23 protein-coding genes are annotated in these 26527 nt (G+C 65.4%); 15 read left to right on the plus strand and 8 right to left on the minus strand.

Translation table 11 applies throughout. The annotated features are described in order from the left end of the window. Positions 1-4: 4 nt before the first annotated feature. Positions 5-1702 carry a M28 family metallopeptidase gene (locus GQO94_RS09300; RefSeq protein ID WP_232332849.1) on the minus strand — a complete coding sequence of 566 codons (1698 nt, stop codon included), beginning with the start codon at positions 1700-1702 and terminating at the stop codon, positions 5-7. Between the two features lie 127 nt (positions 1703-1829). Between GQO94_RS09300 and glnE the strand changes: the two genes are divergently transcribed. From glnE to GQO94_RS09345, 9 genes are all read left to right on the plus strand, one after another. Then, the gene (gene glnE / locus GQO94_RS09305) at positions 1830-4544 is read left to right on the plus strand and encodes a bifunctional [glutamate--ammonia ligase]-adenylyl-L-tyrosine phosphorylase/[glutamate--ammonia-ligase] adenylyltransferase (RefSeq protein WP_156840860.1); all 2715 of its coding nucleotides are present in this window, start codon (positions 1830-1832) and stop codon (positions 4542-4544) included. Continuing rightward, positions 4541-5011 carry a peroxiredoxin gene (locus GQO94_RS09310; protein WP_156840861.1) on the plus strand — a complete coding sequence of 157 codons (471 nt, stop codon included), beginning with the start codon at positions 4541-4543 and terminating at the stop codon, positions 5009-5011. The genes glnE and GQO94_RS09310 overlap by 4 nt, the downstream gene beginning before the upstream one ends. A gap of 3 nt (positions 5012-5014) precedes the next feature. Beyond that, on the plus strand, positions 5015-5806 hold the full coding sequence (locus GQO94_RS09315) for a ferritin-like domain-containing protein (RefSeq protein ID WP_156840862.1): 792 nt from the start codon (positions 5015-5017) through the stop codon (positions 5804-5806). Positions 5807-6031: 225 nt separating this feature from the next. Continuing rightward, positions 6032-6688, plus strand: coding sequence for a M23 family metallopeptidase (locus tag GQO94_RS09320; RefSeq protein ID WP_232332850.1), 657 nt, complete (start codon positions 6032-6034; stop codon positions 6686-6688). A 212-nt stretch (positions 6689-6900) separates the two neighbouring features. Further along, entirely contained in the window at positions 6901-7341 is a 441-nt protein-coding gene (locus GQO94_RS09325) for a YeeE/YedE family protein (RefSeq protein WP_156840909.1), read from the plus strand. 1 nt (position 7342) lies between these two features. Further along, positions 7343-7756 carry a DUF6691 family protein gene (locus tag GQO94_RS09330; RefSeq protein ID WP_156840864.1) on the plus strand — a complete coding sequence of 138 codons (414 nt, stop codon included), beginning with the start codon at positions 7343-7345 and terminating at the stop codon, positions 7754-7756. Between the two features lie 89 nt (positions 7757-7845). Then, on the plus strand, positions 7846-9276 hold the full coding sequence (locus GQO94_RS09335) for a cytochrome ubiquinol oxidase subunit I (RefSeq protein WP_156840865.1): 1431 nt from the start codon (positions 7846-7848) through the stop codon (positions 9274-9276). After that, positions 9273-10280, plus strand: a complete 1008-nt coding sequence (gene cydB / locus GQO94_RS09340) for a cytochrome d ubiquinol oxidase subunit II (RefSeq protein WP_156840866.1) — start codon at positions 9273-9275, stop codon at positions 10278-10280. The genes GQO94_RS09335 and cydB overlap by 4 nt, the downstream gene beginning before the upstream one ends. 12 nt (positions 10281-10292) lie before the next feature. Next, positions 10293-10427: a DUF2474 domain-containing protein gene (locus tag GQO94_RS09345; protein ID WP_156840867.1), complete on the plus strand. Its 135-nt coding sequence runs from the start codon at positions 10293-10295 to the stop codon at positions 10425-10427. A gap of 173 nt (positions 10428-10600) precedes the next feature. Here the strand turns inward: GQO94_RS09345 and GQO94_RS09350 are convergent, their stop codons facing one another. The 3 genes from GQO94_RS09350 to GQO94_RS09360 form a co-directional block, all read right to left on the minus strand. Next, complete coding sequence (locus GQO94_RS09350) at positions 10601-12187, minus strand: ATP-binding protein (protein ID WP_156840868.1); 1587 nt, start codon at positions 12185-12187, stop codon at positions 10601-10603. A 128-nt stretch (positions 12188-12315) separates the two neighbouring features. Next, positions 12316-13407, minus strand: a complete 1092-nt coding sequence (locus GQO94_RS09355; RefSeq protein ID WP_156840869.1) for an alkene reductase — start codon at positions 13405-13407, stop codon at positions 12316-12318. 505 nt (positions 13408-13912) lie between these two features. Next, complete coding sequence (locus GQO94_RS09360; protein ID WP_156840870.1) at positions 13913-14611, minus strand: TetR/AcrR family transcriptional regulator; 699 nt, start codon at positions 14609-14611, stop codon at positions 13913-13915. A gap of 165 nt (positions 14612-14776) precedes the next feature. On the opposite strand from GQO94_RS09360, the gene GQO94_RS09365 reads away from it, so the two are divergent. The 3 genes from GQO94_RS09365 (at position 14777) to GQO94_RS09375 (ending at position 18607) form a co-directional block, all read left to right on the plus strand. Continuing rightward, positions 14777-15421 carry a (2Fe-2S)-binding protein gene (locus GQO94_RS09365; protein WP_156840871.1) on the plus strand — a complete coding sequence of 215 codons (645 nt, stop codon included), beginning with the start codon at positions 14777-14779 and terminating at the stop codon, positions 15419-15421. After that, positions 15421-16440, plus strand: a complete 1020-nt coding sequence (locus GQO94_RS09370) for an FAD binding domain-containing protein (RefSeq protein WP_156840872.1) — start codon at positions 15421-15423, stop codon at positions 16438-16440. Before GQO94_RS09365 ends, GQO94_RS09370 begins: the two co-directional genes overlap by 1 nt. A 103-nt stretch (positions 16441-16543) precedes the next feature. Beyond that, on the plus strand, positions 16544-18607 hold the full coding sequence (locus GQO94_RS09375) for a xanthine dehydrogenase family protein molybdopterin-binding subunit (protein WP_198045896.1): 2064 nt from the start codon (positions 16544-16546) through the stop codon (positions 18605-18607). Positions 18608-18691: 84 nt separating this feature from the next. On the opposite strand, the gene GQO94_RS09380 is transcribed toward GQO94_RS09375, so the two are convergent. Next, positions 18692-19891 carry a low temperature requirement protein A gene (locus GQO94_RS09380; protein ID WP_156840873.1) on the minus strand — a complete coding sequence of 400 codons (1200 nt, stop codon included), beginning with the start codon at positions 19889-19891 and terminating at the stop codon, positions 18692-18694. A gap of 392 nt (positions 19892-20283) precedes the next feature. Here GQO94_RS09380 and GQO94_RS09385 point away from each other — a divergent pair, with 392 nt between their 5' ends. The 3 genes from GQO94_RS09385 (at position 20284) to GQO94_RS09395 (ending at position 23450) form a co-directional block, all read left to right on the plus strand. After that, on the plus strand, positions 20284-20829 hold the full coding sequence (locus GQO94_RS09385) for a fasciclin domain-containing protein (protein WP_156840874.1): 546 nt from the start codon (positions 20284-20286) through the stop codon (positions 20827-20829). A gap of 273 nt (positions 20830-21102) precedes the next feature. Further along, positions 21103-21723 carry a TetR/AcrR family transcriptional regulator gene (locus tag GQO94_RS09390; protein ID WP_156840875.1) on the plus strand — a complete coding sequence of 207 codons (621 nt, stop codon included), beginning with the start codon at positions 21103-21105 and terminating at the stop codon, positions 21721-21723. Positions 21724-21782: 59 nt separating this feature from the next. After that, positions 21783-23450 (plus strand): FAD-dependent monooxygenase, encoded by a 1668-nt coding sequence (locus GQO94_RS09395; protein WP_156840876.1) that lies wholly within the window; start codon positions 21783-21785, stop codon positions 23448-23450. Between the two features lie 126 nt (positions 23451-23576). Here GQO94_RS09395 and GQO94_RS09400 read toward each other — a convergent pair whose 3' ends face one another. From GQO94_RS09400 to GQO94_RS09410, 3 genes are all read right to left on the minus strand, one after another. Next, a complete protein-coding gene (locus GQO94_RS09400; protein ID WP_198045898.1) occupies positions 23577-24431 on the minus strand; it encodes an NAD(P)-dependent oxidoreductase in 855 nt (284 codons plus the stop codon). Positions 24432-24557: 126 nt separating this feature from the next. After that, complete coding sequence (locus GQO94_RS09405) at positions 24558-25463, minus strand: alpha/beta hydrolase (protein ID WP_156840878.1); 906 nt, start codon at positions 25461-25463, stop codon at positions 24558-24560. Positions 25464-25578: 115 nt separating this feature from the next. Further along, positions 25579-26472, minus strand: a complete 894-nt coding sequence (locus GQO94_RS09410) for a LysR family transcriptional regulator (protein ID WP_156840879.1) — start codon at positions 26470-26472, stop codon at positions 25579-25581. Positions 26473-26527 lie beyond the last annotated feature (55 nt).

Below are 26527 nucleotides of genomic sequence, written 5' to 3' on the forward strand. Positions count from 1 at the left end.
GGGATCAGCAGCCGTTCGGCGAAGCCGCGCAGGCCTTGTCGCGAATGGCGCGGAATTCGTCGCCCTCGTTCCAGTTCGGCCATTGGTCGCTATCGGCCAGCAGACGGCCGAGCGTGTAGTACATCTCGACGTCCTGCACGATGCCGTCCCAATTCCAGTCGTCGGAGTATTCGTCCGAGGGCTGGTGGTAGCGGTTCACGGTGTAATCCTCGGCCACCGCATCGCCCGCCGCGGTGCCGCCTTCGACCAAGTCACGCCCACGGCTCACGTCGAACATCGGCACGCCCTTCTTGGCGAAGCTGAAGTGATCCGAACGGTAGTAATGCCCCTTTTCCGACGACGCCTCGGGCGTCTCGACGAGGCCCTTGGCGGCGATCGTCTGGCGGACCAGCGCGGTCAGGTCCGACTTGTCGCCGCCGGTGATCGCATAATCGCGCGTGCGACCGCTCGGCGCCAACGCGTCCATGTTGACGCCGCCGACCGTCTGGTCGAGCGGGAAGACCGGGTTCTGCGCATAGTATTCGGAACCGAGCAGTCCCGATTCCTCCAGCGTCACCGCCAGGAACACCTGGCTGCGCTCGGCCCCGCCGGCGGCCTTTTCGGCCTTGGCGATGGCGGCGAGCGCGGCGATGCCGGTCGCGTTGTCGACCGCGCCGTTGCAGATATCGTCGCCAGTGGCATCGGGCGTGCAGCGGCCGAGGTGATCCCAGTGGCCCGAGTAGAGCACGTATTCGTTGGGCCGGGTCTTGCCGGGAAGCAGGCCGACGACGTTGTGCGACATCGACTTCTTCAAGGCGTTGTCGAACCCGAAGCTGGCCTTGAGGTTCAGCGGCACCGGCTTGAAGCCCTTCTGCTTGGCGGCGGCGGTGAGGGTGGCGAGGTCCTTGCCGGCGGCGGCGAGAATTTTTTCGGCGACGTCCTTCTGCATCCAGCCGTTGGCCGCGGTCTGGTCCGCGCCATCATTGGCGGTCTGGACGTAATACTGCTCGCCGGTCCAGCTCGAATTGACGACGTTCCAGCCATAGGCGGCGGGGAACGTGTCATGAATAATCAGCGCGGCGGTGGCGCCTTGGCGGGCGGCTTCCTCGAACTTGTAGGTCCAGCGGCCGTAGTAGGTCATTCGCCGGCCCTTGAAGAGCCCGTCCTCGGTGGCGGTTTCGTAGTCGGGATCGTTGACCAGGATGACCGCGGTCTTCCCCTTCATGTCGAGCCCGGCATAGTCGTTCCAGCCCAGCTCGGGCGCGTTGATGCCGTAGCCGACGAAGACCAGCGGGCTGTCGGTGATCTGCGTCTTGGGCGTAACGCGATAGCTCGCCGCGACGTACTGATCGCCGAACGAGAACGACATCGGCGAAGCGCCGCCGGTCACCTTGAGCGGCGTCTGCGCGCTGGCGGTGATGCCGACCATCGGCACGTCCTGCAGCCAAGAGCCCTTGTTGCCCGGTTGCAGCCCGGCTTCCTTGAACTTGGCGACGATGTAATCGAGCGTCTTGGGCTCGGCAGCGGTGCTGGGGCCGCGGCCTTCGAATTCATCGGAAGACAGCGTGCGGACCATGTCCTTCATCAGCGCGAGGTCGATATCGGGCTCTGCGGCGGCTGCGGGCGCCGGTGCGGAGGCGGTGGTCGTCGGCGTGGTGGCGCAAGCGGATACCAGCGCGGATGCGGCCAGCACGGCAAGCGTGGGCAGGGATTTGCGATTCAAGGTGGCGGCCCCTTCGAAAAGAATTGTTGCTGGCCAGGAGCCTAGGCGGCCCACTCGGGCGGGGCAAGGGCGCGGTCGGAGCCATGGCATGCCTTGTCCTCAGCCGCGAGCAGCGTAAGTCAGCGCCATGCAGCAATTGCCATCCCCGGACTGGACCGACGCGATCGAGCGCGCTCGCGCCCATGCGCCGTATCTCGCCGGCCTGCTCGACCGGCACCCCGAGCTGACCGACAAGCTCGCCGCGGGCGACGCCGAGGCGGCCTTGGCGCAGGCACTGGCCGCCGGGGAAGGCGCGCCCGACGTCGCCTCGGCACTGCGGCGCGAGAAGCAGGCGCTGGCGCTGGCGCTGGGCATCGGCGATCTCGCGGGCGCGTTTCCGCTGCTGCAAGTCACCGGTGCGCTTTCGGACTTCGCAGACCGGGCGCTCGATGCCGCCATTGCCGAAGCGATCCGCCGCCGCGCGCCGGGGGCGGACCCCGCCGGCTTCTTCGCCCTGGCATTGGGCAAGCATGGCGCGCGAGAGCTCAACTACAGCTCGGACATCGATCCGATCCTGCTTTACGATCCGGACACCCTTCCCCGGCGCGAGCGCGACGATCCCGGCGAGGCGGCGCAGCGCGTCGCCCGGTCGCTGGTCGAAATCCTCGCGACGCCGAACGCCGAGGGCTACGTCTTCCGCGTCGACCTGCGGCTACGCCCGGCCTCGGAAGTCAGCCCGCTCGCGATCTCGATCGATGCCGCGCTGACGCATTACGAATCCTCCGCGCTCGCCTGGGAACGCGCGGCTTTCATCCGCGCCCGCGCCGCCGCCGGAGATATCGCCGAGGGCGAGGCGTTCCTCGCCGCGATCCGGCCCTTCATCTGGCGCAAGAGCCTCGACTTCGGCGCGATTACCGAAATCGGGCGCCTCACCGCGCAGATCCGCCGCAGCGCCAGGGGCGGCGATGTCGTCGGCCCCGGGTTCGATCTCAAGAAAAGCCGCGGCGGCATCCGCGAGGTCGAGTTCTACGCGCAGACGCATCAGTTGATCCACGGCGGCCGCGATCCCTCGCTGCGGCTGCGCGGCACGCGCGCGACGCTCGATGCCCTGGCCGCGGCAGGGCTGATTCCGGCGGACGAAGCGACGCTTTTGGGCGAAAGCTACGACCGCTTGCGCCAGATCGAGCACCGCCTGCAGATGGTGCAGGACCAGCAGACGCACGCGCTGCCGCAGACCGAGGCGCTGATCGACGGCGTGGCGAAGCTCGACGGCCTGCCCGATGGAGGCGCGCTGATCGAGGAGCTGACCGCGATCACGTCTGCCGTGGGCGAGCGCTATGATGCGCTGCTCGCAGCGACGTCGCCCGACACCCCGTCCAAGGCGCCCTCGCCCGAACGGCTGGCGGGTCAACTGGAGGATCTCGGCTTTGCCGACCCGGACGTGCTGGGCGCGCGCATCGCCTCCTGGGGCTCGGGCAAGACCCGCGCCTTGCGGACCGATGCGGCGCGCGCCGCCTTCGAGGCCATCCGCGACCAGCTCCTCGCCGCGATTGCCGAATCGCCAGAGCCCGAGCGCGCGCTGGCCCGCTGGGAACAGCTGCTCAACAACCTGCCGACCGCGATCAACTTGTTCCGCCTGCTCGAAGCGCGTCCCGGCCTGCTCGAGCGGCTGGCCCGCATCCTCTCGCTGGCACCGCCGCTGGCCGATGCGCTGTCGCGCCGGGCGGACCTGCTCGATCCGCTGATCGATGCGAGTGCGTTCGAATTGCCGGGGTCGATCGACCACCTCGCCGCCGATTTCGCCCGCGTCTATGCCGACGACGACTACGAACAGAAGCTCGACCGCGTCCGCCGCAAGGTGGGCGAGGAGCGGTTCGCGCTGGGCGTGCAGTTGATCGAAGGCGTCAACGATCCGATCGCGATCGGCCAAGGCCTGGCCCGGATCGCGCAGGCCGCGGTGCGCACGGGCGCCGACGCCGCCATCGAGGAGTTCCGCGAGACCCACGGCGTCGTCCCGGACAGCGAACTGGTGATCCTCGGGCTGGGGCGGCTGGGGGGCGGCGTCCTCACCCACGCCTCCGACCTCGATCTCGTCTATCTGTTTACCGGAGACAGCAATCGGGAGTCAGACGGGCGCCGGCCCTTGGGCGCCACGCTCTATTACAACCGGCTCAGTCAGCGCGTGACCGCCGCGCTCTCAGTGCCGACTGCCGAGGGCGCGCTCTACGAGATCGACACAAGGCTGCGGCCCTCGGGCGAGCAAGGGCCGCCCGCGGCCAGCTTCGACAGCTTCGCGCGCTACCAGTGCGAGCAGGCCTGGACCTGGGAGCACATGGCGCTGTGCCGGGCGCGGCCGCTCTATGGCTCGCCTGGCGCGCGCGAGACCCTCGAGGCGCTGATCCGCGAGGCGCTGCTCGCCCCGCGCGATCCGGACACGCTGCGCGCCGACGTGCTGGACATGCGCGCGACGATGGCGACGCACAAGCCGGGCAAGGGGCCGCTCGACGTCAAGCTGTCGCGCGGCGGGCTGGTCGATCTCGAATTCCTGGTGCATTTCACGCAGCTGAGGACCGGACGCGGGCTCGATGCCGATCTCGGCAGCGCGATCGCGGAGCTGGTCGAAAGCGGCGATTTGCCGGCCGATCTGCTGCCCGCGCACGATCGCCTCACCCGCTTCCTCGTCGCCGCGCGGCTACTCGCGCCCGATGCTATGGAACCGCTGCCCGGCCCGCGCGCCGCGCTTGCCAAGGCTTGCGGATGCCGCGATTGGGACGCATGCCTGGGGCAGCTGGCCGAGGCCCGCCGCGCCGTCGCGCGGGGCTGGGCGGCGGCGTTCGGCGAAGAACTGGAGATCGAGACATGAGCAATCCCGGCGTCGGCGACGCCTTTCCCGACATCGCACTGGAAACGCCCGATGGCGGCACCGTCAAAGCATCCGACTTTCGCGGGCAGAAGCTGGTCGTGTTCTTCTATCCCAAGGACAACACGCCGGGCTGCACCACCGAGAACCAGGATTTCTCGGCGATGAAAGCCGACTTCGACGCGGCGAACACGGCGCTGCTTGGCGTCAGCAAGGATTCGGCGAAGAAGCACCAGAACTTCATCGCCAAACACGATCTCAAGGCGCCGCTGGCGACCGATGCGGAAGCCGGCGGCCTATCCGACGCGCTCGGCATCTGGACCGAGAAGCAGAACTACGGCCGCACCTACATGGGCATGGTCCGCACGACCTACCTCGTCGACGCCGAGGGCAAGATCGCGCAAGTGTGGAACAAGGTGAAAGTCAAAGGCCACGCCGAAGCCGTGCTGGAGGCCGCCAAGGCGCTCTGAACGATGGACGATGTCGGGACCGCGATCCGCGCCGCACTCGAAGCGCGCGCACCCCGGGACAAGGTGATGCTGACGCGGCGCGTCGCGCGCGACTGGCGGCTCGGGCGGCTGGCCTTCGCGTTCGAGGCGGCGATGCCCGAGGTTCCCGGCCGCCCGGACCGGCCCGAACTGCTGCCGCCCGGGCGCATGCCCAAGCGCGGCAAGGCGCAAAGCGAACGCGGCCGGATCGCGCTGTTCCATGCGCTCGCGCACATCGAATTCGTCGCGATCGATCTGGCGCTCGACATGGCGGGGCGGTTCGGTGCGGAGATGGGACCGGCCTTCGTCGGCGATTTCCTGGCGACGGCGGCAGACGAGGCGATGCATTTCGCGCTGCTCGATCGGCACCTGGCGACGATGGGCGCGCGCTATGGCGATCTTCCCGCGCATGGCGGCTTGTGGACCGCCGCGCACGACACCCGCGACGACGTCGCCGCAAGGCTCGCGGTGGTGCCGATGGTGCTCGAAGCGCGCGGCCTCGATGTCACGCCCGGAACCATCGATCGCGTCCTGGCGAGCGGCGACGCGCGCGGCGCTCGCATTCTCGAAAGAATTCTTGTCGACGAAATTCGGCACGTCGGATTAGGCACAAGCCACTTCGTCGCGCTTGCGAAAACCCGCGGAATTCCGCCCGAATCCTTATGGAGAGATTTAGTATCTGTTCATTTTCGGGGACGGCTCAAACCACCGTTCAACGACTCAGCGCGGCGACGAGCCGGTTTATCGCGCGATTTCTATGCCGGCCTTGCTTGTTAACCAGCGCCAAGTTTAAGTCCAACTCGCGAGACGGCGGGGGGTTCCGACCATCTCTAAAAATTGAACGCGGGTTCCGGCGCAGCGGAGCCACAACGCACTTGAACAGGCCGTGCGGGCTAACACGCATGGCCGTAAGACAAGGGATTGCGAGTGGTCGTTAAAAAGTTTCTTGGTCGCATTCGTGAAATTTCCGCTTCCGTTATAGTGGTTTCCGCCTTTTTCTCCGTGACGCCGGCGCAAGCCAACAGCAGCGCCAACGCCGATATCGCAGCGCCGCTCCGCGCCGCGCAGGCCGCGAACCAGTCGGCCACCGGCGCCGAGGACGAGCAGTTCCGCAAACTCTTCAATTCCTGGCAGTCTTACGAGAAGACCGGTGTTCCGGCGCTCGCCGCGGTCGCTTCCGCCGTCGGCCAGAAGGGCAACCTTGGGACCGGCATCACCGGCGGTGTCTCGATCCCCTCGCGTACCCCCATCGAAGGCTTCACGCTCACCAGCTCGTTCGGCATGCGCGTCCACCCGGTCACCGGCGGACTGCGCGGCCACAAGGGCCTCGACCTCGCCGCAGCGATCGGCACTCCGATTTACGCCACGGCGGATGGCATCATCAGCAAGGCAGCGTGGTTCGGTGGCTATGGCCTGTTCGTCTCGATCGAGCACGGCGGCGACCTGCAGACGCGCTACGGCCACATGTCGCGCCTCAACGTCGCGGACGGGCAGCGCGTGAAGAAGGGTGAGATCATCGGTTTCGTCGGATCGACGGGGCGTTCGACCGGCCCGCACCTGCACTACGAAGTCCGCGTGAAGGGTGAAGCGGTCAATCCCATCCCGTACATGCAGAATGCCGTGGTCGCGTCGTCGGGCGCGGGCGCCAAGGGCGGCTGACTCTAAAGAGTTTCAAGTTTAAGGCCGGGCCGAGGCTCGGTCTTTTCGATTGGAGAGAGGGGAAAGGCGGTCGCAAGGCCGCCTTTTCTATTGTGCGGGGCGCGTTCTCTTGTGCGGCGCGCGCAGGAAGCGGAGCCGGGCCAGGCCGGCTCGAACGCGTGGGCCCCACTTCGGTGTTGTCGAAGCTCGTCCTGAAGGGCCATGGTGACGCCATGCTCGATCTTTTCCCCCAAGCCCAGCCGGTCCAAGGCCTCATCGGCGGCGTGCTCATCGGTCTGGCCGGCGCGATCATGTTGCTCGGTGTCGGGCGAATCGCCGGCGTCAGCGGACTCGCCGCCAGAGCGCTCGGCCTCTCGTCCAGCCCGCCCTGGCCCACCGCCGCGCTGTTCATCGCCGGACTGCCTCTCGGCGCGCTGTTGGTCGCGGGTCTGACGGACGGCATCCCAGCGCGCTTCCCGCAGTCCAACGCAATCCTGATCGTCGCGGGGCTCGTCACAGGCCTCGGGACGCGCATGGGCAGCGGCTGCACCAGTGGCCACGGCGTGTGCGGAGTGTCGCGCTTGTCGCGCCGTTCGATCGTCGCGACCGTAAGCTTCATGGCCAGCGGCATGGTGACGGTCGCACTGGTGAATGCCTTCGGTGGCGGCTGGTAGCATGCGCGCGGTTCTCGCCTTGGTGTCCGGACTGGTCTTCGGCGCCGGCCTCGCGATCTCGGGCATGATGGATCCGGCGCGCGTGCGCGGTTTCCTCGATGTCGCGGGGGCCTGGGATCCGACGCTCGGCTTCGTCATGGGCGGCGCGCTTCTGGTCATGGCCCTGGCCTGGTTCGTCCAGCGGCGCATGGTGCGGCCCGTCGCGGACGACGCCTTCGCCCTACCCGGCACGCACAATCTCGATGTCCGACTGGTGGGCGGCGCCGCGCTGTTCGGAATCGGCTGGGGGCTCGCCGGGCTCTGCCCCGGTCCCGCCATCGCCTCGCTCGCCGTGCATCCGGAGCCTGCCGCGATCTTCGTCGCCGCCATGGTCGCGGGGATGGGCTTGTTCCGCTTCCTGGAGGAACGCCGCTAGAGGCTCGCGTTCGCCGGTTGCATGGTCCGGCAGCGCGCGTGCGCGATTCGCCCTTGGGTCGACCGTCTCAAGAGAGTATCGCGGCCACCATGTTCGATGCCGCCGACGCCCTGCTCCTCGCGAGGTTGCAGTTCGCCTTCACGGTGAGCTTCCACTTCATCTTCCCCGCGTTCTCGATCGGGCTCGCGAGTTACCTCGCGGTGCTTGAAGGGCTGTGGCTGAAGACCGGCAAGGCGCTCTATCTCGATCTCTTCCGCTACTGGCTGAAGATCTTCGCGGTCGCCTTCGCGATGGGCGTCGTCTCGGGCATCGTCATGAGTTACCAGTTCGGCACCAACTGGTCGGTCTTTTCCGACCGCGCCGGGCCCGTCATCGGCCCGCTGATGGCCTACGAAGTGCTGACCGCCTTCTTCCTCGAGGCCGGGTTCCTGGGCGTCATGCTGTTCGGGATGGAGCGCGTCGGGCGCAAGCTGCATTTCGCGGCCACTTTCATGGTGGCGCTGGGCACGTTCGTTTCGGCGTTCTGGATTCTGTCGGTCAATTCCTGGATGCACACCCCGCAGGGTTTCGAGATGGGCGCCAACGGCCAGTTCCTGCCGGGTCCGTCCTGGATCGAGATCATCTTCAATCCCAGCTTCCCCTTCCGCCTGATGCACACGGTGACCGCGGCCTACCTCACCACCGCCTTCGTCGTCGGTGCGGCGGGCGCCTGGCACCTACTCAAGGCGCACGACAATGCGCATGCCCGCAAGATGTTCTCGATGGCGATGTGGATGGCCGCGCTCGTCGCGCCGGTGCAGATCTTCCTCGGCGATGCGCACGGGCTCAACACGCTCGAGCACCAGCCGGCGAAAGTCATGGCGATGGAGGGCCATTTCGAAAGCCATCCCGACGGCGCGCCGCTGATCCTGTTCGGCATTCCGGATCAGGACGCGCAGAAAATGCATCTCGCGATCGAGATTCCCAAGCTCTCCTCGCTGATCCTCAAGCACGCGCTCGATGCGCCGCTCAAGGGGCTGGACACGGTCGCGCGCGAAGACCAGCCGCCCGTCGCGGTCGTCTTCTGGTCGTTCCGGATCATGGTCGCGATCGGCTTTGCCATGCTGGGTATCGGCGCCTGGAGCCTGCTCGCGCGGCTGCGCGGCAAGCTCTACCACTGGTCCTGGCTGCATCGGGCGGCGCTGGTGATGGGGCCTGCCGGTTTCATCGCCGTGATCGCCGGCTGGGTGACGACGGAAGTCGGCCGCCAGCCCTGGACGATCTACGGATTGCTGCGCACCGCCGATTCGGCCAGCCCGCTCGACGCCCCCGCCGTCGGCGCCTCGCTGCTGGCGTTCGTGGTGGTCTATTTTCTCTGCTTCTCGGTCGGCACCTGGTACATTCTGCGGCTGATGAAGAAGCCTCCGCAGCCGCACGAAGGCGGCATCGAGCAGACCGAAAGCGGCCCGATCCGCACTGCCGGCATCACTCCCGGGCCGCCCCAGGGCGATGAACGCCAAGGCAGGGAGGACGCGACGTGAGCGTGAACGTCGATCTCACCACCGTGTGGGCTTTCATCATCGCCTTCGGCGTCTTCGCCTATGTCGTGATGGACGGCTTCGACCTCGGCATCGGCATCCTCTTCCCGACCTTCCGCGTCGGCGAGGGCCGCAATCGCGCGATGAACGCGATCGCGCCGGTGTGGGACGGCAACGAAACCTGGCTGGTGCTGGGCGGCGGCGGCCTGTTCGCCGCCTTCCCGCTCGCTTATGCGATCATCCTGCCGGCGACCTACCCGCTGATCATCGCGATGCTGCTCGGCCTCGTCTTCCGCGGCGTTGCCTTCGAGTTCCGCTGGCGCGACCCCGGCCATCGCAAATACTGGGACGCTGCGTTCTTCGGCGGATCGCTGGTCGCGGCGCTTACGCAAGGCATGATCCTCGGGGCGGTCCTGCAAGGCATCGAAGTCACCGATCGGGCCTACGCCGGCTCGTGGTGGGACTGGCTGACGCCTTACACCCTGCTGACCGGCCTCGGCGTCGTCACCGGCTATGCACTGCTCGGCGCTTGCTGGCTGATCTGGAAACTCGACGGCAGCGCGCAAGACCACGCCTATGCGGTGGCGAAGAAGGCGCTGCTCGCCACCCTGATCATGCTCGGCGCAGTCAGCCTCTACACGCCCTTGCTCGACGGCGAATACTGGCGCCGCTGGTTCGAGGCGCCTGGGATCTACTTTGCCAGCCAGGTCCCGCTGCTCACCGCGATCATCGCCGTGCTGCTCTATCGGAGCCTCGCCAAGCGACGCGAAGTCGCGCCGTTCTGGCTGTCGCTGGGCCTGTTCCTGCTGGGCATGGCGGGGCTGGGCGTCAGCATCTGGCCTTACGTGGTGCCCGATGCCGTGACCATCTGGGACGCGGCTGCGCCCGAGCGAAGCCAGGTCTTCATGCTGGTCGGCGTTGCCATCACGATGCCGCTGATCATCGCCTATACGGGCTGGGCCTACTGGGTGTTCCGCGGCAAGGTCGGCACCGAAGGCTATCACTGAGGCGCAGTGGCGATGAAAGGTCCGCCTCTCGATGCCGACCGCGCGCCCTTGTGGCGGCGGCTCGGCTGGATGGCCGCGATCTGGGCCGCAAGCGTCGCGGTGCTGGGCGCCGTCGCCTGGCTCCTGCGCACCTGGATCGCGAGCTGACGCAAATCGTCGCGGGGGACTGCCAGTCTTCCGCAACCCCGCCCTGCGCTGCGCGCGGCCGGCGCATCCGCGCCTCGCTCGGCACCCACGCTTCGGACATCGGAAGCGCTTGCTCAACGCCACCAAGGAGCCCTTACTCCGTCACCAGCGCAAGCCCTTAACGCGTCCTCAGCCTAAGCCTCCAGCGCGGCGCCTTCGAGCCCCGACACCGCGATCGTGCGACCGCCGCCGAATTCTTCGCGCACCACGATCAGGCCCTGGCGTTCGAGATGATCGAGCAGGCGGCGGATGCGGCTTGGCGAGGAACTGCCGTAGACGCGTGCCAGTTCCTCTTCGTCGGGTTCGGTCTGCCCTCGGGCGGCGGCAATCGCGATGACGAGCCAGGGTGCCAGCACGTCGTCTTCCACGGTTTCGGCAAGTCCTGCGATGACGGCCCGCAGCTCCGGCTCGACGCGATCGAGGCCGGCGCTCGCGGCAGCGAACATGCGGCGGAAGCGTGCCAGATCGACATGCGCGCTGCGCACGCCTTCCTGGCGGCAGCGCATGGCGAAGCTGCGGAACAGCGCGGTCGTCGACTGGTAGGTGGCACCCTCCTCGGCAGCCAGTTCGCGCACGATGCGAGTCACCTCGCCATCATCGGCCACGTCCGCAAGCACTGCGCTCGGCCTATCCTGACCGGGATCGGCTTGCCCGGCTGCTTGGGAATGTCCCGCCTCCGCGATCTCCGGCTTTCCCCGTGACGCGCTTTCGTCGCCTGGCACCTCCGATCCGACCGAGACGTCCGCGTGCGTGAGGGGTTCGCGCTCGCTCCGTTTGGCGGCCCGGCTCGCGAGTTCGTGTTCGATCTGGGCCGACTGCTGGACGGGCGGCACGGGGCGCGGCGGGGCGGGCATCGCGGCGTCCTGCGCCAATTCGTCGAGCAGCAGCGCCTCGCGCTCGTCGGCATTGGCGACGGGCAGCGGCATCAGGCCTTCGGCGGCGTTCTTCCCCCCGGTCCGCACCGCACCGATGCGGACCGCCAGCGGACGGCGGCTGATCGCCGGACCGAGACCGAGGAAATGGCCCCGCTGCAAGTCGCGGATACGCTCGGCCTGACGGCGATCCATGCCGAGCAGATCGGCGGCGCGCTGCATGTCGATGTCGAGGAACGTGCGCCCCATCAGGAAGTTCGAAGCTTCGGCCGCAACGTTCTTGGCGAGCTTGGCCAGGCGCTGGGTGGCGACGATGCCGGCAAGCCCGCGCTTGCGGCCCCGGCACATCAGGTTGGTCATCGCCGAGAGCGTCTGGCGACGAGTGTCCTCGGCCAGTTCGCCCGCGGCGGCGGGTGCGAACATCTGCGCCTCATCGACCACCACCAGCGCAGGAAACCAATGCTCGCGCGGGGCATCGAACAGAGCGGCGAGAAACAACGCGGCACAGCGGATCTGCTGTTCGACTTCCAGTTCCTCGAGCGCGAGGACCACCGAAACGCGGTGCTGGCGGACCCGGCCCGCGAGCGCCGCGATCTCCCGCGCGGAATGGGCCGCGCCGTCGATCACGACATGATCGAAGGCATCGGCAAGGCTGACGAAATCGCCTTCAGGGTCGATCACGACCTGCTGGACCATGGCGGCGCTTTGTTCGAGCAGGCGGCGCAGCAAATGCGACTTGCCCGATCCGGAATTCCCCTGGACGAGCAGCCGCGTGCCGAGCAGTTCCGCCACGTCGACGAAAATGCCCTGCCCGGACGAATCCGTACCGATTTCGATCTGAGCCGTCATGGTTCGCGCAACTATAGGCAAACCGTCGCGACCGCAAAGCGGCGCAGGTCGGTTATCCCGGACGCTTCGCCTTCACACTTCGCCGCAGTGCCGCCTCACCCGTCCGACTGCTCGAGCACGACATTACGTCAGTGCGCGGGGTCGAGCGCGGGGTAGTCTGTGTAACCCTCGCGATCGCCACCGTAGAACGTCTCCTCGTCTGGCGTGTTGAGCGGCGCGCCGATCCGATACCGTTCCGGCAGGTCCGGGTTGGCGATGAAGGGGCGCCCGAACGTGACGGCGTCGACACCGCCCTCGGCAATCGCCTTGCGCGCCGCTTCGGCGTCATAGGATCCATTGGCGATGTACGTCCCTTCGAACAGGCCGCGCAGCCGTTTCAGCATCGCGCGGTCGTCGTCTTCGGTCTCCTGCCCGTAGAACTGTTCGATGACGTGGAGATAGGCAAGGCCGCGGCCATTCAGCAGACGATAGGCCGCGCTGAAGGTCGTTTCCGGATCACTGTCATGCATGTCGTTGGCCTGGCCGAGCGGCGAAAGGCGCACACCCACGCGATCGGGCGAGAAGACGTCGCACACCCGCTCCATCACCTCGCGCAGCAACCTGCTGCGGTTGTCGACCGAGCCGCCGTATTCGTCTTCGCGCTGATTGACCCCGTCCTGCAGAAACTGGTCGAGCAGATAGCCATTCGCCGCATGAACCTCGACCCCGTCGAACCCCGCCGCCTTCGCGCATCTTGCGGCCGTGGTGTAATCGTCGAGTGTGCGGGCGATACCTTCGGCATCAAGCGCAACGGGCTCGGAAACGTCTTCGAAACCGTTCGCGGTAAAGGTCTGGCCCTTGGCGCGCACGGCGCTGGCGGAAACGGGCTGGCGTCCCTGGGGCAGCAGGGAAACGTGGCTGATACGGCCCACGTGCCACAACTGACAAAAGATCCGACCTCCGCCGGCGTGAACGGCTTCGATCACAGGTTTCCATCCCTCGACATGGGCATCGGTGTAGATGCCCGGCGTGTCCTTGTAGCCCTTGCCCATGGCGGAAATCTGCGTCGCCTCGGAAACGATGAGCCCCGCCGAGGCACGTTGGCGATAGTAAGTCGCGGCCAAATCGCGCGGCGTGCCGTCGGCATGGGCCCGGTTGCGAGTCAGCGGCGCCATCAGCACGCGGTTGGGCAACGCGAATGTGCCCGCTTGGAGAGGGCGGAAAAGAACGTCATCGGTCATCGATATATCTTTCGGGAAAGAGGGGGCGCCCCCGTGGGCGGAGAGATCCTCGGATGTGAAGCCAGGAATCGTGGAAGGCTTTATGGGTTGCCTTCATGACCGCCCGGATTCTTCGTCGCTCATGTGTCGCGGAGGGGGATGACCACTCCGGTGAGGGAGGTAACGGTGACGATTGGCATGGCGGGCAAGGCTGGGGTCTCCAGGATCATCGTCGATGCGAAGGGCGCTGCCAATGCAATCCCGCGAGTTCGGCGATGGTTCCGAAAGTTCTTTCGGCGAAATCTTCGTGCTGAGCCTGCCAGGCCTTCTTGACGGTGGTCGGCCCTCAGAGGGCAATGACGGCAAGGCAATATCTACGCCATTTTCAGCCAAGGCCCGACCATCGTGGGGATGGGTTTCCTGCGCGAACGGGTTGAGGGGAGACGTGGCGATGCCGCGCTCGACAAGAGCCGTCCGGAAGCGGATACTTCGCTCCGGTGTATCAGCACCACAATAGCACGGCGTACTATCGAACCTGGTCGTTTGGCGACGAGATGAGACGGCCGAGGAGTTCCGACATCAAGGTGCGCTCCCCGAGCGACAGAACCGTACTGGTAGGCAACAGGGCTTGCAATGTAGATGCGGCGGCTCGTGCGACGTCTGTTTCCTCGCTCACTTCGCTTTTTCCGGCGATGGCACTGACGACCAGTTCGCGCGCGGTCGCGGACAGGTCTTTCAGGTCTTCCGGATGGGCGCTTCCGATCAAAGTCATTACGGTGCCGTTAGCGCATGCACGTACGAGAGCAGTCGCGATCGGGACCGGGATCGCGAGCTTACCCTTGGCCGCGATATCCACGATGAGTTCCTGCAGGTTTTCGATGCCGGCAGCAGTGGCGGGGGAGTGTTCAGCCTCCTTCTTCCGCGTGAGAACGGCGAAGATTGCGGGATTCGCAAGACAGAACTCGACGTGCCGATCCCAGCTTGCTCGCAATTGCTCGATCGGATCGGGCCGGCGAACGCTTCGCTTCTTAGAGTCCACATAGAGTTGCAAGCCGTATTCGGCCGTGGCTTCCACCAGGCCCGCCTTGTCCACGAACAAGCGATAGATCGTGGGCGCCTGCACACTCGCACGCTCGGCGACGGCTCGTATGGTCAGCGCGTTTTCGCCGCCTTCCGAGAGAAGGTCGTGCGCGGCGCCGAGGATTTTTTGGCGTGGATCGATCATCGTAACACTCTAATTCTAAAGGGGAATGCGTGGCGGCAAGTCGCTCCATAACGCTGTTAACATAGTTCTTGTAACATCGATACGATCATCTTATCTTCTCACAGAAAGCTGCGGCAACTCGATACTCACCTGATGTCGCGAGATAGCCGAACGGAAGGAGGTCGCATGTCGGACGATAGAGACGAGCCAACGACGAGCGAAAGCTTATTCGCGGTAAACCGTCGCGAAGCCCTGGCAACGGGGGCGATAGCAGCTACGGCAGCGACTGTGCCGTCCGCAGCGACAGCGCAAGACGTTCTCGACCGCACGGGGATCGTTGCCCCTCCGCCATCGATCGACACTCTCGAGATCGCTCCGAAGATCAACGGCACGCGCCTGCAGATCAGGGTCGATCCGCGCTCTTCGCTGCTCGATGTGTTGCGTGAACAGGTTGGGCTCACAGGGGCCAAGAAGGGTTGCGACCACGGGCAATGCGGCGCCTGTTCAGTGCATGTCGATGGCCGCCGTGTCGCTTCGTGCCTCACCCTCGCTGCGAAAGTTGACGGGCGCGAGGTCACAACGATCGAAGGTATTGCCGATGGCGATGATCTCCACCCGATGCAGCAGGCCTTCATCGATCACGACGCGCTCCAGTGCGGCTATTGCACGCCCGGACAGATCATGTCGGCCATCGCCTGCGTTCGCGAGGGCAACGCGACATCCAAGGCGCAAATACGCGAGTACATGAGCGGAAACATTTGCCGCTGCGGCGCCTACCCCGGTATCGTCGCGGCTATCGCGGATGCGGCCCCGAAGATGGGGAGAGGCTGATGCGCCGTTTCACATACATAGCGCCGACGTCCCGTGAAGACGCGTTCTCGGCTTTCGCCGCCGCTGGCGAAGGCGCGCGCTGGGTCGCCGGCGGAACCAACATCTACGACCTGATGAAGCTCGATATCGAGCGGCCGGCACATCTGATCGACGTGACGGCGATCGAGGGGCTCGATGCCATCGAGACCGGCGGCGAAATGCTGCGCTTCGGCACGAATGCCCGCATGGCGGATGTTGCGGCGAATGAAACGATCCTTCGCGACTACCCCGTACTGTCGGAATCGCTTTGGAAGGCGGCGAGCCAGCAATTGCGCAACATGGCGACCGTCGGCGCCAACCTGCTGCAGCGAACGCGGTGCCTGTATTTCCGCAACGGTGCGGGCGGCGCGAGTGGCGGGGCGGTTATCTATCCGTGCAACAGGCGCGAGCCGGGGAGCGGTTGTGCGGCCATCGGCGGGATCGATCGGGGTCAGGCGGTCCTGGGCGCAAGCGCGAACTGCACGGCGGTCTCGCCCGGCGACTGGCCGGTCGCGCTCACCGCGATGGATGCGCAGGTAGAGCTTGCCGGTCCGCAAGGCGCACGGGCCATTCCCATAGCAGAGTTGTACCGCTTGCCGGGCGAAACGCCGCAAATCGAATTCACGCTCGGCGATGGCGAAATGATTACCGGGATTTCCGTGCCGAAGACCCGCGCGGGTCGCCGATCCACTTACCACAAGGTTCGCGATCGCGAGAGCTATGCATTCGCGCTTGCCTCCGCTGCGGTCGCCCTCGACATGGACGGAGACACCATACGCAAGGCGCATGTCGCGCTGGGGGGTGTGGCGACGGTTCCGTGGCGGTCGCCTGAGGCGGAAGCGGTTCTGGCTGGTAAGCCACTTACGGAGGGCCTGGCAGAAAAGGCCGCGCGCGCCGCATTTGCGGAGGCGAAGGCGGGCAAGCTCAATGGATACAAGATCGATCTCGGAATTCGCACGTTGGTCGATGCCCTGTCGATCGCTGCCGAAAGGAATTCGTGATGCCCCCAGCACCATTCCCCGAAATCGCCCGGGTGGACGCCTACGACAAGGTGCGCGGCGTGACCAGATACGCCGCAGACCACCGCTACGGCGGTATGGCGGTATGGCGCACGCCATGCTGGTGCCGGCGCGTATCGCCAAGGGCCGGGTAACCTCTGTCGACACCGGCGCAGCTTCAGCCGTGCCCGGTGTCTTGCGCGTACTGACGGCGAAGGATTATCCGGCTCCGCCCGAAACCGACGAGAACGGCCCGCCACCGCCGCCGCCGACAATCCTCGATGCGATTGCCTATCGTGGTCAGCCCATCGCTCTGGTCGTTGCCGAAACTATCGAGGCGGCCATCGAGGGGGCCGAAGCCGTTACCGCGCGTTACGCGGAAGAAGCCTTCGCTTCCAAGATCGATTCGAAAGGGGCCGTTCGGGAGGAAACCGAACCTCGCGAGGCCGGAGATGGCACTCGCGCGCTGGCGGACGCGGCAACCAGGATAGACCAGCGCTACGTTACGCCGACACAGCATCATAATCCCATCGAACTCATCGCCACGAGCGCTCGCTTGACGGACGGAAAGCTGCGAATCCACGAGAGTTCGCAATACAGCTCAGGGGTCCGCGGCGCTGTGGCGCGTTCGCTTGGATATGATCCCGCGACGATCGAGGCGGACAGCTCGTATATTGGCGGCGGCTTCGGCCAGAAAGGCTCGCTCTATGGTTATAGCGCCATCGTGGCCCATGCCGCGCGCCTGATACGACGGCCGGTCAAGCTGGTCGTACCGCGCAGCCAGATTTTCCATCAGGCGACGTTCCGGCCCGAGGCGCATCATCATGTTCAATTGGGCGCCGACACGGGAGGAAAGATGGTCGCTGCGGTCTATCATGCCGAGCATGAGCAGTCGCGCGCGGGGCAGTTTCCGCCCAGCGATTATCACGAAGCGACCAGCCGGCTATACGACATCCCCAATTACCAGGGCACCGCGGCGAATATCCGCCTCGACCGGAACGATCCGGGCTACATGCGCTGCCCCCATCCGCATCCCTCGTGCTTCGCTTTCGAAAGCGCCGTGGATGAACTGGCGATCGAGCTGGGCCGCGATCCGGTCGAGTTCCGGCTGGCCAACGACGGGATGACCGACGTCCTGACCGGCAAGCCCTATTCTTCCAAATTTATGGCCGAGTGCCTGCGCGAAGGTGCTCGCCGCTTCGGCTGGGACCGGCGAACAGCCGAGCCCGGCTCCATGCGATCGCCATCCGGCGGTTCGATCGGTTGGGGGGTGGCGGTAGCCGCCTATCCATCGATGATGGTGCCGTCGATCGGCACGCTGCGCGTCTACGCGAACGGGCGCACGACGTATTCGATCTCCGGCCATGAAATGGGACAGGGCATCCGGACATCGATCGCCAATGTGCTGGTTCAGGGATTGGGAATCGATCCGGACAAGCTGGAAATTTCCGTCGGCAATACCGCAACCGCGCCCCAGCATATCACCGCCGGATCGTGGGGCAGCGCGGGCGCGATTCCGACGACGGCGCAAGCTGTCTCGCGGATGCAGTCCGCGCTGAAGCAACTTCTGGGAGGGCGCACACCGCGCGGCGATATTCATCGCCGGCTCGCGTCGACCAAGCGCCCTTATCTCGAAGTGCAGGCGAGCGCGCTCGGTCCGGGGCAGGATGCGAGCGCACTGGAGAGCCTTCGCCAGGGCGGCTATGCTGTCGCGGGGCCGGAATATCCCGCGTTCACGACGATGAGCTATATCGCGCACTTCGTCGAAGTCGAGGTCGAGCCGCGTCTGCGACGTGTGCGCATGCCGCGCGTCGTCAGCGTGGCGGATTGCGGACGCGTGATCAGTCCACGCACCGCGCGCAGCCAGATCATCGGCGGCGTGGTGTGGGCGTTCGGTTCGGCCCTGCGCGAAGGAACCGAGATCGACCCCCGCTATGCCGGTTACCTCAATTGCGATCTGGCCGACTATGTCGTGCCGGTAAATGCGGACATCGGCGAGATCGAAGTGGATCTCATCAACGAACCCGATCCACTCGCCAATTCCATGGGCCTGAAAGGACTAGGCGAGGTCGTGATGGCCGGCGCGTCCGCCGCGATCGCCAACGCCATTCACCACGCGACCGGCAAACGCATTCGTCACATGCCGATCAGGATCGAAGACATGCTCTGAACCCGGCGTCTGGACTTCCCAATCGCATCGAGGATTTCGCGACGCGAATTCTCTACCAAGACGCGTGGAAAAACCGAGGCCGTATCAAATACGGTGAGGGTCACCGCGTAGTCGCGCCTTGTCCTCGTCATCGAGCCGCCGCCACTGCAGATATTCGAGGATTGCGAGTAAAGTTACGATAAGGGCGATCGATAGGCTTGTCGCCAAGGCCGACGTGGGGAGTGGGACAAGAGCCACCATGGTCAGCGCGGCAGCGATCCTCAACGGCTTCCACTTGCCGAAGATCAGGCGCGCAACGATCACCGCTGCAATGAGGAACAGCGCGGGCCCCGCGATGAGCACGGCTTTCTCCAGCCCATGTGGAATGACGGCAGGATCCTCGAGGACCAGCTCGCTGCCTACCGCGGTCAGTACCGCGCCGCTCACGAACAGGACCGGAAGATAAGTGTAGGCGGTAAGGGCCAGCAGAACCGATCTCGGATGCGAAGCAACGCGATGCTGGGCAATGCCGCCGGGCTCGCCGAAGTAGATCCACCACATCGCCACGATCACCGCGACGCACGCCAGAAAGCAGACTTCAAGCTCTACGGTCCAGACATTCTCTGCGAAGCCGCCCCCGATCAACAGCACGGCCTCGCCCAATACGATGATCATGAAAAGGCCGCACCGGTGGGCGATGTGCCCCCCCTCGATATCCCAGTGAGAGAACGGGGTCGCGCCCAAGACCGGAAGCCAGAACCGCACGGCCGCTGCGAGCAAGTCGAGCATCATTGCCAGTCCCCATATCCAGATGCGATCTTCGGGGGCGGCGATCCCTCCCGCGATCCAGACTATGCCGACGGTCGCGAACCAGGTGCCTGCGCGGATGAAATTCGCTCTGAGTTCGGCATGTCCCTTCGAAGCCCAGAACACGAATGCCGTCCTGCCGAGTTGGAACCCGACATAGGCCATCGCGAAATACAGCCCGCGCTCGGCAAAGGCATCCGGGACGGCGCTGGCAAGTAGAAGCCCCAGGGCCATCAGGCCGAATAGCAAAAGGCGCACCGTAGCCTTTTCGGCATCAAGCCAGTTGGTCACCCACGTCGTGCAGATCCACGACCACCAAAGCGCGAGAAGGACGATGAAAGACTGGACGAGGCCGAGTACGCTGAAGTGCTCCAGAATCGTGTGAGACACTTGCGTGATCGCGAACACGAAGACGAGGTCGAAAAACAGTTCGGAGAAACCCACCGGGACTTCATCGCCATCACGCTCATGCAGCAATTCATTGGATGCGGCGCTCATTGTGTTCCTCGAGTCATAGGGACGCGTCGCAAGACGGGTTTCGAAGGAAGACCCATCATAAATGTGCCACCTTCGAGTGTGTGAAAGCGAACCAGTGACATATCCGCTGACCCACGGGATTTCATCGCAATTTCGTCCGCCCTGTGGGGAGCAAAGGTCCCCCTTCCTAAATCACGCACTGATCAGTGAACTAAAATTGGAGCGCAATTTAAATAGATAAAACAGAAGGCACCAAATCGTTTTGGTTCTCGATCGCGTAAGGCGCATTTGATGTGCGGAACAATCATCGTAGGTCGGGCGTCCTTTAGGACAGTGGCGGATGACATCCGATTTACGGGACAATAGCTTCCATCAAAGTCCGCTTGACGAGGATTCGAGAGGAAAAATTGCCGATGCGTACACTTACAGCTTCAGTCGCCATTCTGGCGCTCGTCGCCTGTTCCGAAACACCGGAGTCTCAAGTCGATCCAGCGACTGCGGAGCAGACGGCTTCCGGCCCTGCGGGAGGCGATATGACGCCCGCAAGCGTCGATGTTGTGGAGGCAGCCAGCGCTGCGGGCAATCTCGACGTGTTTCTCAAGGCCGCGACGGATGCCGGGTTGGGGGAGACGCTGGCACAAGCCGACCAGATAACGATCTTCGCGCCGATCGACGAGGCCTTCGGGGCAGTCGAAGGCCTCGATCAGATCAAGCAGGACAAGCAGCAGCTCGCCCAGCTTCTCAAGCGCCATGCTGTCGCGAAAACACTCATGGCTGACGAGATACCCGCAGGCGAAACCGAGCTGCAAACCTTGAGTGGCGAGACCATCACGGTTGTGAACAATGGCGGCACAATCTCTGTGCAAACGCCCGGAGGGACGCGTGCGATGGTGGTTCAGGCTGATATTTCAGGCGGCAAGGGCGTGGTCCACGCGATCGATACGGTTCTGGTCAAATAAGTACATAGCGGAGCCCACCAGGCTCGATCCTACCGCCCTGCGATGAGCCATTTTTTGCTCCCTATCTCGGATAAGGAGCGGCCTTTCGCGGCGTGATCTGCGCGAGGATCATCCGGCTCTGGCGTCCCGGTCATCCGCAGGAGCCATCGCCCCTCCTGCGCTTGCCGCGTTGCCGCGCGTGGTCCTGATGTATCCCGACAAACCGAAATAGGCGTCGACGATCCGCTGGCGGCCTATGGTCGCCCGGTCGCCGAATGCTGTAATGAACGCACCATGCCCGATGAGACGCCTCCCGCCCCCAAGCCCCGCCGCCGTGACCGTGCCAAGACAGAAGCGGCGCTTCTCGAGGCCGCCCAGGCCGAATTCAGCGTCCACGGGTTCAAAGCCACGACAACGCGCGCGATCGCGGCGCGGGCGGGCTGTTCCGAAGCGCTGATCCAGAACTATTTCGGCGGCAAGGAAGGCCTGCTCATGGCGGTGATGCGCGCCGGTGCCGCCGACCAGGGCGACATGCTCGACAGCGGCTTCTTCGAACGTCCCAGGGCAGCGTCGGCGGAAGCCGAGATGGACGAATTGCTGGTTTTCGTCACCGGCGTCATGCGCCGGGTCGCCCCGCGGCTGCGCATCCTGTTCGATCGCATGCTGCTCGACGCCGAGTTCGCGCGACGCTTCGCCGACATGACGCCGCGGCACTTGCTCGTCGACGCGGTCGCCGCCCGCCTTCGCCGCGAATGGCCGGCCACCCCCGATCCCGAACGGACCGCCGATGCGATCGTCTCGTTCGGGTTCGAACTCGGCTTCATCTACCCCGAACTGCTGGGCCGCGACCCGGACACGGTGGCTGCCTTCACCGCTCATTATGCCAGCTTGCTGGCACCGGCCCTGCGCCTCTGACTTGACTAACTGAGTGCACACTCAGATATCAGCTGCGTCTTATTCGACGGAGTGGTATCATGACCGAAGTGGAAGCGATCGCGTGCGAGGTGCTGGTGATCGGCGCCGGCCCGACAGGGCTGATGGCGGCTTACCTGCTCAAGCGTTGTGGCGTCGACGTACGCGTCATCGACAAGCGTGCCGAGCCTTCCGCTGAATCACGCGCCGGGGTGATGTCGTCGCGATCGGTGGAATTGTTCGCCTCGCTGGGGCTTGCCGACAAGGTGTTCGCGCACGGCGTGCCCAACAGCGACTTCGACATCTTCGTCGCCGGACGCCATGTCGGCGGATTCCACTTCGACGACGCGCATGCCGACGACACGCCGTTCCGGTTCCTCACCATGATCCCGCAGTCGGGAACGGAGGCCCTGCTGATCGAGGCGCTCGGCGAGGTGGGGCTTGCGGTCGACCGCAGCGTGGAGGGGAAGGCATTCGTCGATACCGGCGAAGCGGTGACCGTCGAGGCGACCCACGCCGATGGCACTCCGCTGACCTTTCACGCGCAATATGTGCTCGGCGCCGATGGCGCTCACAGCCTGGTCCGCCATGGGCTCGGCTTGTCGTTCGAGGGTGCCCGATACCCTCAAAGCTTCCTGCTTGGCGACGTGCAGGTGGACTGGGACCTGCCCGGCGAGCGGTTCCGCGTGTTTCTCAACGGCGACCGTCTCGGCCTTTACGTGCCGTTTCAGGGTCACGGCGTGGCGCGGGTGATGACCACCGATCTCGCGCCCCCGACCACGCAGGACCAGACCTGGTCGCATCTCGATGTCGCCGAGCTTCAGGCCGGGTTCGAAGCGGCGGCAGGCCGGCCCGTGGGCCTGCACGACCCGGTGTGGCTGACACGTTTCTCCTCGCAGCACCGTGTCGTCGACCGCTACCGCGTCGGCCGCGTGTTCGTCGCCGGCGATGCCGCGCACATCCACTCGCCCGCCGGCGGCCAGGGGATGAACACCGGGCTGCAGGACGCCGCCAACATCGCCTGGAAGCTCGCGGCCGTGCTCCGACGCGGTGCTGGCGACGCGCTGCTCGACAGCTACGAAGCGGAACGGCTGCCCGTCGCGCATCACGTGCTCGAGCTTTCCGATCGCATGTTCGACGTCAGCGCATCGCAGACCGGCTGGCGCGCCAAGATGCGCGACGCGTTGGCGCGGATCGTTGTCGGCCCCGCCTCCCAACTCGACCGGGTGCAGACAGCCGCTTTTCGCGCCTTGTCGCAGATCGACGTCGGCTATGCCGAACCCCGTGCACCGCGCGGACCCAAGGGGCCGGTGGCGGGGGAGCGAGTGCCCGACGCGCCAATCCGCCGCGGGCGCGACGTGTTCGACCTCATTGCCGGCTACCGCTTCACCGCGCTCGCGCTGTCGCGCAAGCGGCTCGACGCGGACGAGGCGGACCGGCTCGCAGCGGCGCTCGACGCGTTGCCCGGCGTGACGGCCCGCATCGCCGCGCGGCTCAACCTGCCCGCGCACGAGCGGGTCGAGCGGGTCGAACACGCCGAGCTGTTCGCTCGTTACGGCCTCACGCAGGACGACGCGCAGGCGCTGCTGCTCGTCCGCCCAGACGGCTATGTGGCCTGGCGCGGGGACGGGCTCGACATTGAAGGCTGCCGCACCGCGCTCGCCGCGCTGATGGGGCAAATGACCGATATTTCGGGTCAGGCCCGATCGATGGCGGAGCCGGCATTGTAAAAGTCGATAAAGGCACGCAGCGGCTCGATCCCTTATCGATCATCCCCGGATCAGCGGTGGCCGGAAGGTCTCGCACCGATGGGCCAGGCGGCAGCTTGCCCCCACAATGCGTGCGCGATGGCTCAGTTATTCCGGCAAGGGTTGGCCTAGCGCAGACAAGTCCCGCTCGCCCCCGTCGGCTGCGATAATCGCGTCCAGGCGGGCTGCGATGAGCTCTGCCAGCGGCAGTCGCTCGCCTTCGCCTGCAGCAAGCGCGAGGCCGACATCCTTGCGTCCGAGACGCATGGGGAAGCCCGCCGGTTCGAATTGCTGCTCCGCGATCATCGGGGCATAGCTGCGGATGATCCGGTTGCCGAAATCGAACCCGATCAGCAAGTCCGCCATCTGCGCCGGCTCTACGCCATGCACACCGGCAATGCGGAATTGTTCGCTCAGCATTTCGATGATCGCGGAGATCCCGAAGTTCGTGGCAAGCTTCACGGCGACCGCCATCACCGGGTCCTCCCCGATGCGGAACGTACCCGATCCGATCGCATCGAACAGCGGCTGTGCGGTATCGAGATCTGAGGGCGCACCGGCGGCCAGGACCGAGAGCTTGCCTGCGGCACTCACGTCGGGACGGCCCAGCACCTGCGCCGAGACGAAGCGCTGGCCGGCGCGATCGTGTGCCTGCGCCAGACGCTTCGTCAGCTCGACGCTTACGGTGCTGCATGAGATATGAAGCACACCCGCGCCGGCCGACAGGATCCCGTCCTCGCCGAATACGACCGCCTCGACTGCATCGTCATTGGCCAGCATCGTCATCGCAATGCCGGTGCGCGCTGCATCTTCAGGGCTCTGCGCGATCTTTGCGCTCTGCTCCGCGAACGGCTGCGCCTTGGCGCGATCGCGGTTCCAGACCGTGACTTGATGACCCGCGCCGATCAACTGATTCGCCATGCCGGAACCCATCTGGCCCAGTCCGAGAAATGCGACATTCATCCTTGCGTCTTTCATTCTAATGAGTCGGTGCCAACCGGGTTGGACCGCCTGTCGTCCATTGTCAGCACGCGAGGGGTAAGGCGGGTTGCGCCCACGGTGTTCCGAGAGGCGCCACCCGAACCCTGATCAGAAGTGACGCTTGAGGAACTCGGCAGTCCCATCGAGCGCCTGACCCGATGCTTTCAGCATTCCGACATTAGCCGGGAAGACATGGACCATGCCCTTCCAGACATGCGTCTCGACCTGCCGGCCGGCTTCGCCCGCGAGCGCTTCGAAGCGCAGCGCATCGTCGAGCAGGATCTCATCGTCACCGACATCGATCCGCACCGGCGGCAGCTTGGCAAAATCACCCTTGAGCGCGTTGACGCGCGGATCGCTGGGATCGGCGCCGGCGAGGTACTGGCGCGCGCCGGCAGAAAGCGCATCTTCGGTGAGGATCGGATCGACATCGCCCCGACTCCGAACGCTCTCACCTTCGAGCGCAGGATCGACCCAAGGCGAGTAGGCCACCACGGCGACCGGTGCGGGAGCTCCTTGGGAGACGTGCATCGCGACCGAAAGCACCGCACCGCCGCCTGCGGAATCGCCCATCAGGGCGACTTTGCCGCTCGCCATCTCGGCCAGCGCGACATAGGCCCTGCTGACATCGTCATAGGCGGCGGGGAAAGGATTTTCCGGCGCGAGCGCGTAATCCACCACGAAGACAGGGCGACTCACGCGCGTGGCGATCTGGCTGGCGAGCCCGCGATAGGCCGCGGCGCTGCCCAGAACATAGCCGCCGCCATGGACGTAGAGGATGGCGCCGTGATCGGCATGTGTGCCGACAGGCGTGACCCACCACCCGCTCACACCGCCGACCTGACCTCGGGCGGTCTCGACACCGTCAGCGATCTTGGTGCGGGCGATCAGCTGATCATAGGCCTCGCGGGCACCCGGCTCGATCGAGAAGCGGCCTGATACGGCGATCATCGCGCGCATCGCCAGCATGGCGGCGCGGTCGCGGAAAGCCTCGTCGTGGGTGATGATGCTCATGATTCAATTCCTTGGCTTGATGACTGCCAGGGATTTAACGTCTCGCCGTACTGCGCGGCAGAGCATCATTGTGAACGCATTGTCCCATCAGCGAGACGAAGCAAGGAGCCGTTCGCTACCGAACGAAGGCCGCCAACTCGTGCGCCGATCCGGTCGGAAAGGTCGCCTTGAGGTGATCGAGGAACGCCGAGACGCGGGAACTCAAGAGACGCCGCGAGGGATAGAGCGCCCACAGTTCCGTGCCTGGCATATCCAGCTCGCCCCACATCACCAGGTTGCCACGTTCGACCTCGTTGTTGACCAACGAAAAAGGTAACACCGCCGCCGCTTGCGCATCTCGCAGCGCGTCGCGGATCATAATCAGCGAGGAGAGCGACAATATCGGTTCGATCGCCACTGTCTCAATCCCTCCTCCGTCATGGCGCAGGCGCCAGTTCGTCTGCTTCCAGTCGGTGCTGCGCACGATCGCGGGAACGCTCTTGCGGCCGGACGGTCGATTGAGCCCCGGAGGCGCAACGACGACCTGGTAATCGCGCAGGAATACGCGCCCGATCAGGTTGTCGTCCGCACCGGGGTTGATCCGAATGACAAGATCGATCCCCTCCTCGACCATATTGACCGCACGGTCCTCACTGACGATCTCGAGCTGGACCTCGGGATAGGCGGCGGCAAAGCGCGCGGCGACCTCGCCCATCGCGATCTGGCAGAAGAGGAGCGGCGCGCTGATCTTCATGTGTCCGCGCGGGGTTTCACCGCCTGACGCGATGGCAGTGACGGTCTCGTCGAGATCGGTCAGCAGCTTCGCGCTACGCTCATGAAGCGCGCGACCTTCCTCGGTCAGCTTCAGATCACGGCCGCCGCGCTCGAACAGCCGAAGGCCCAGCGCTGCCTCGAACTCCGCGACCCGGCGCGAAAGGGTCGCCTTGGGCCGGTTGGCCTCACGCGCGGCCTTGCTGAAGCCGCCATGGCGAGCGACGAGGTTAAAATCGGCGAGCGCAACAAGATCCATGTTTCACCTAAGAGACGATAAACCAGCAGCGGTCACCATCCGCCTCAGGAACGAA

The sequence above is a fragment of the Novosphingobium aquimarinum genome (assembly GCF_009746585.1).
Lineage (GTDB): Bacteria > Pseudomonadota > Alphaproteobacteria > Sphingomonadales > Sphingomonadaceae > Novosphingobium > Novosphingobium aquimarinum.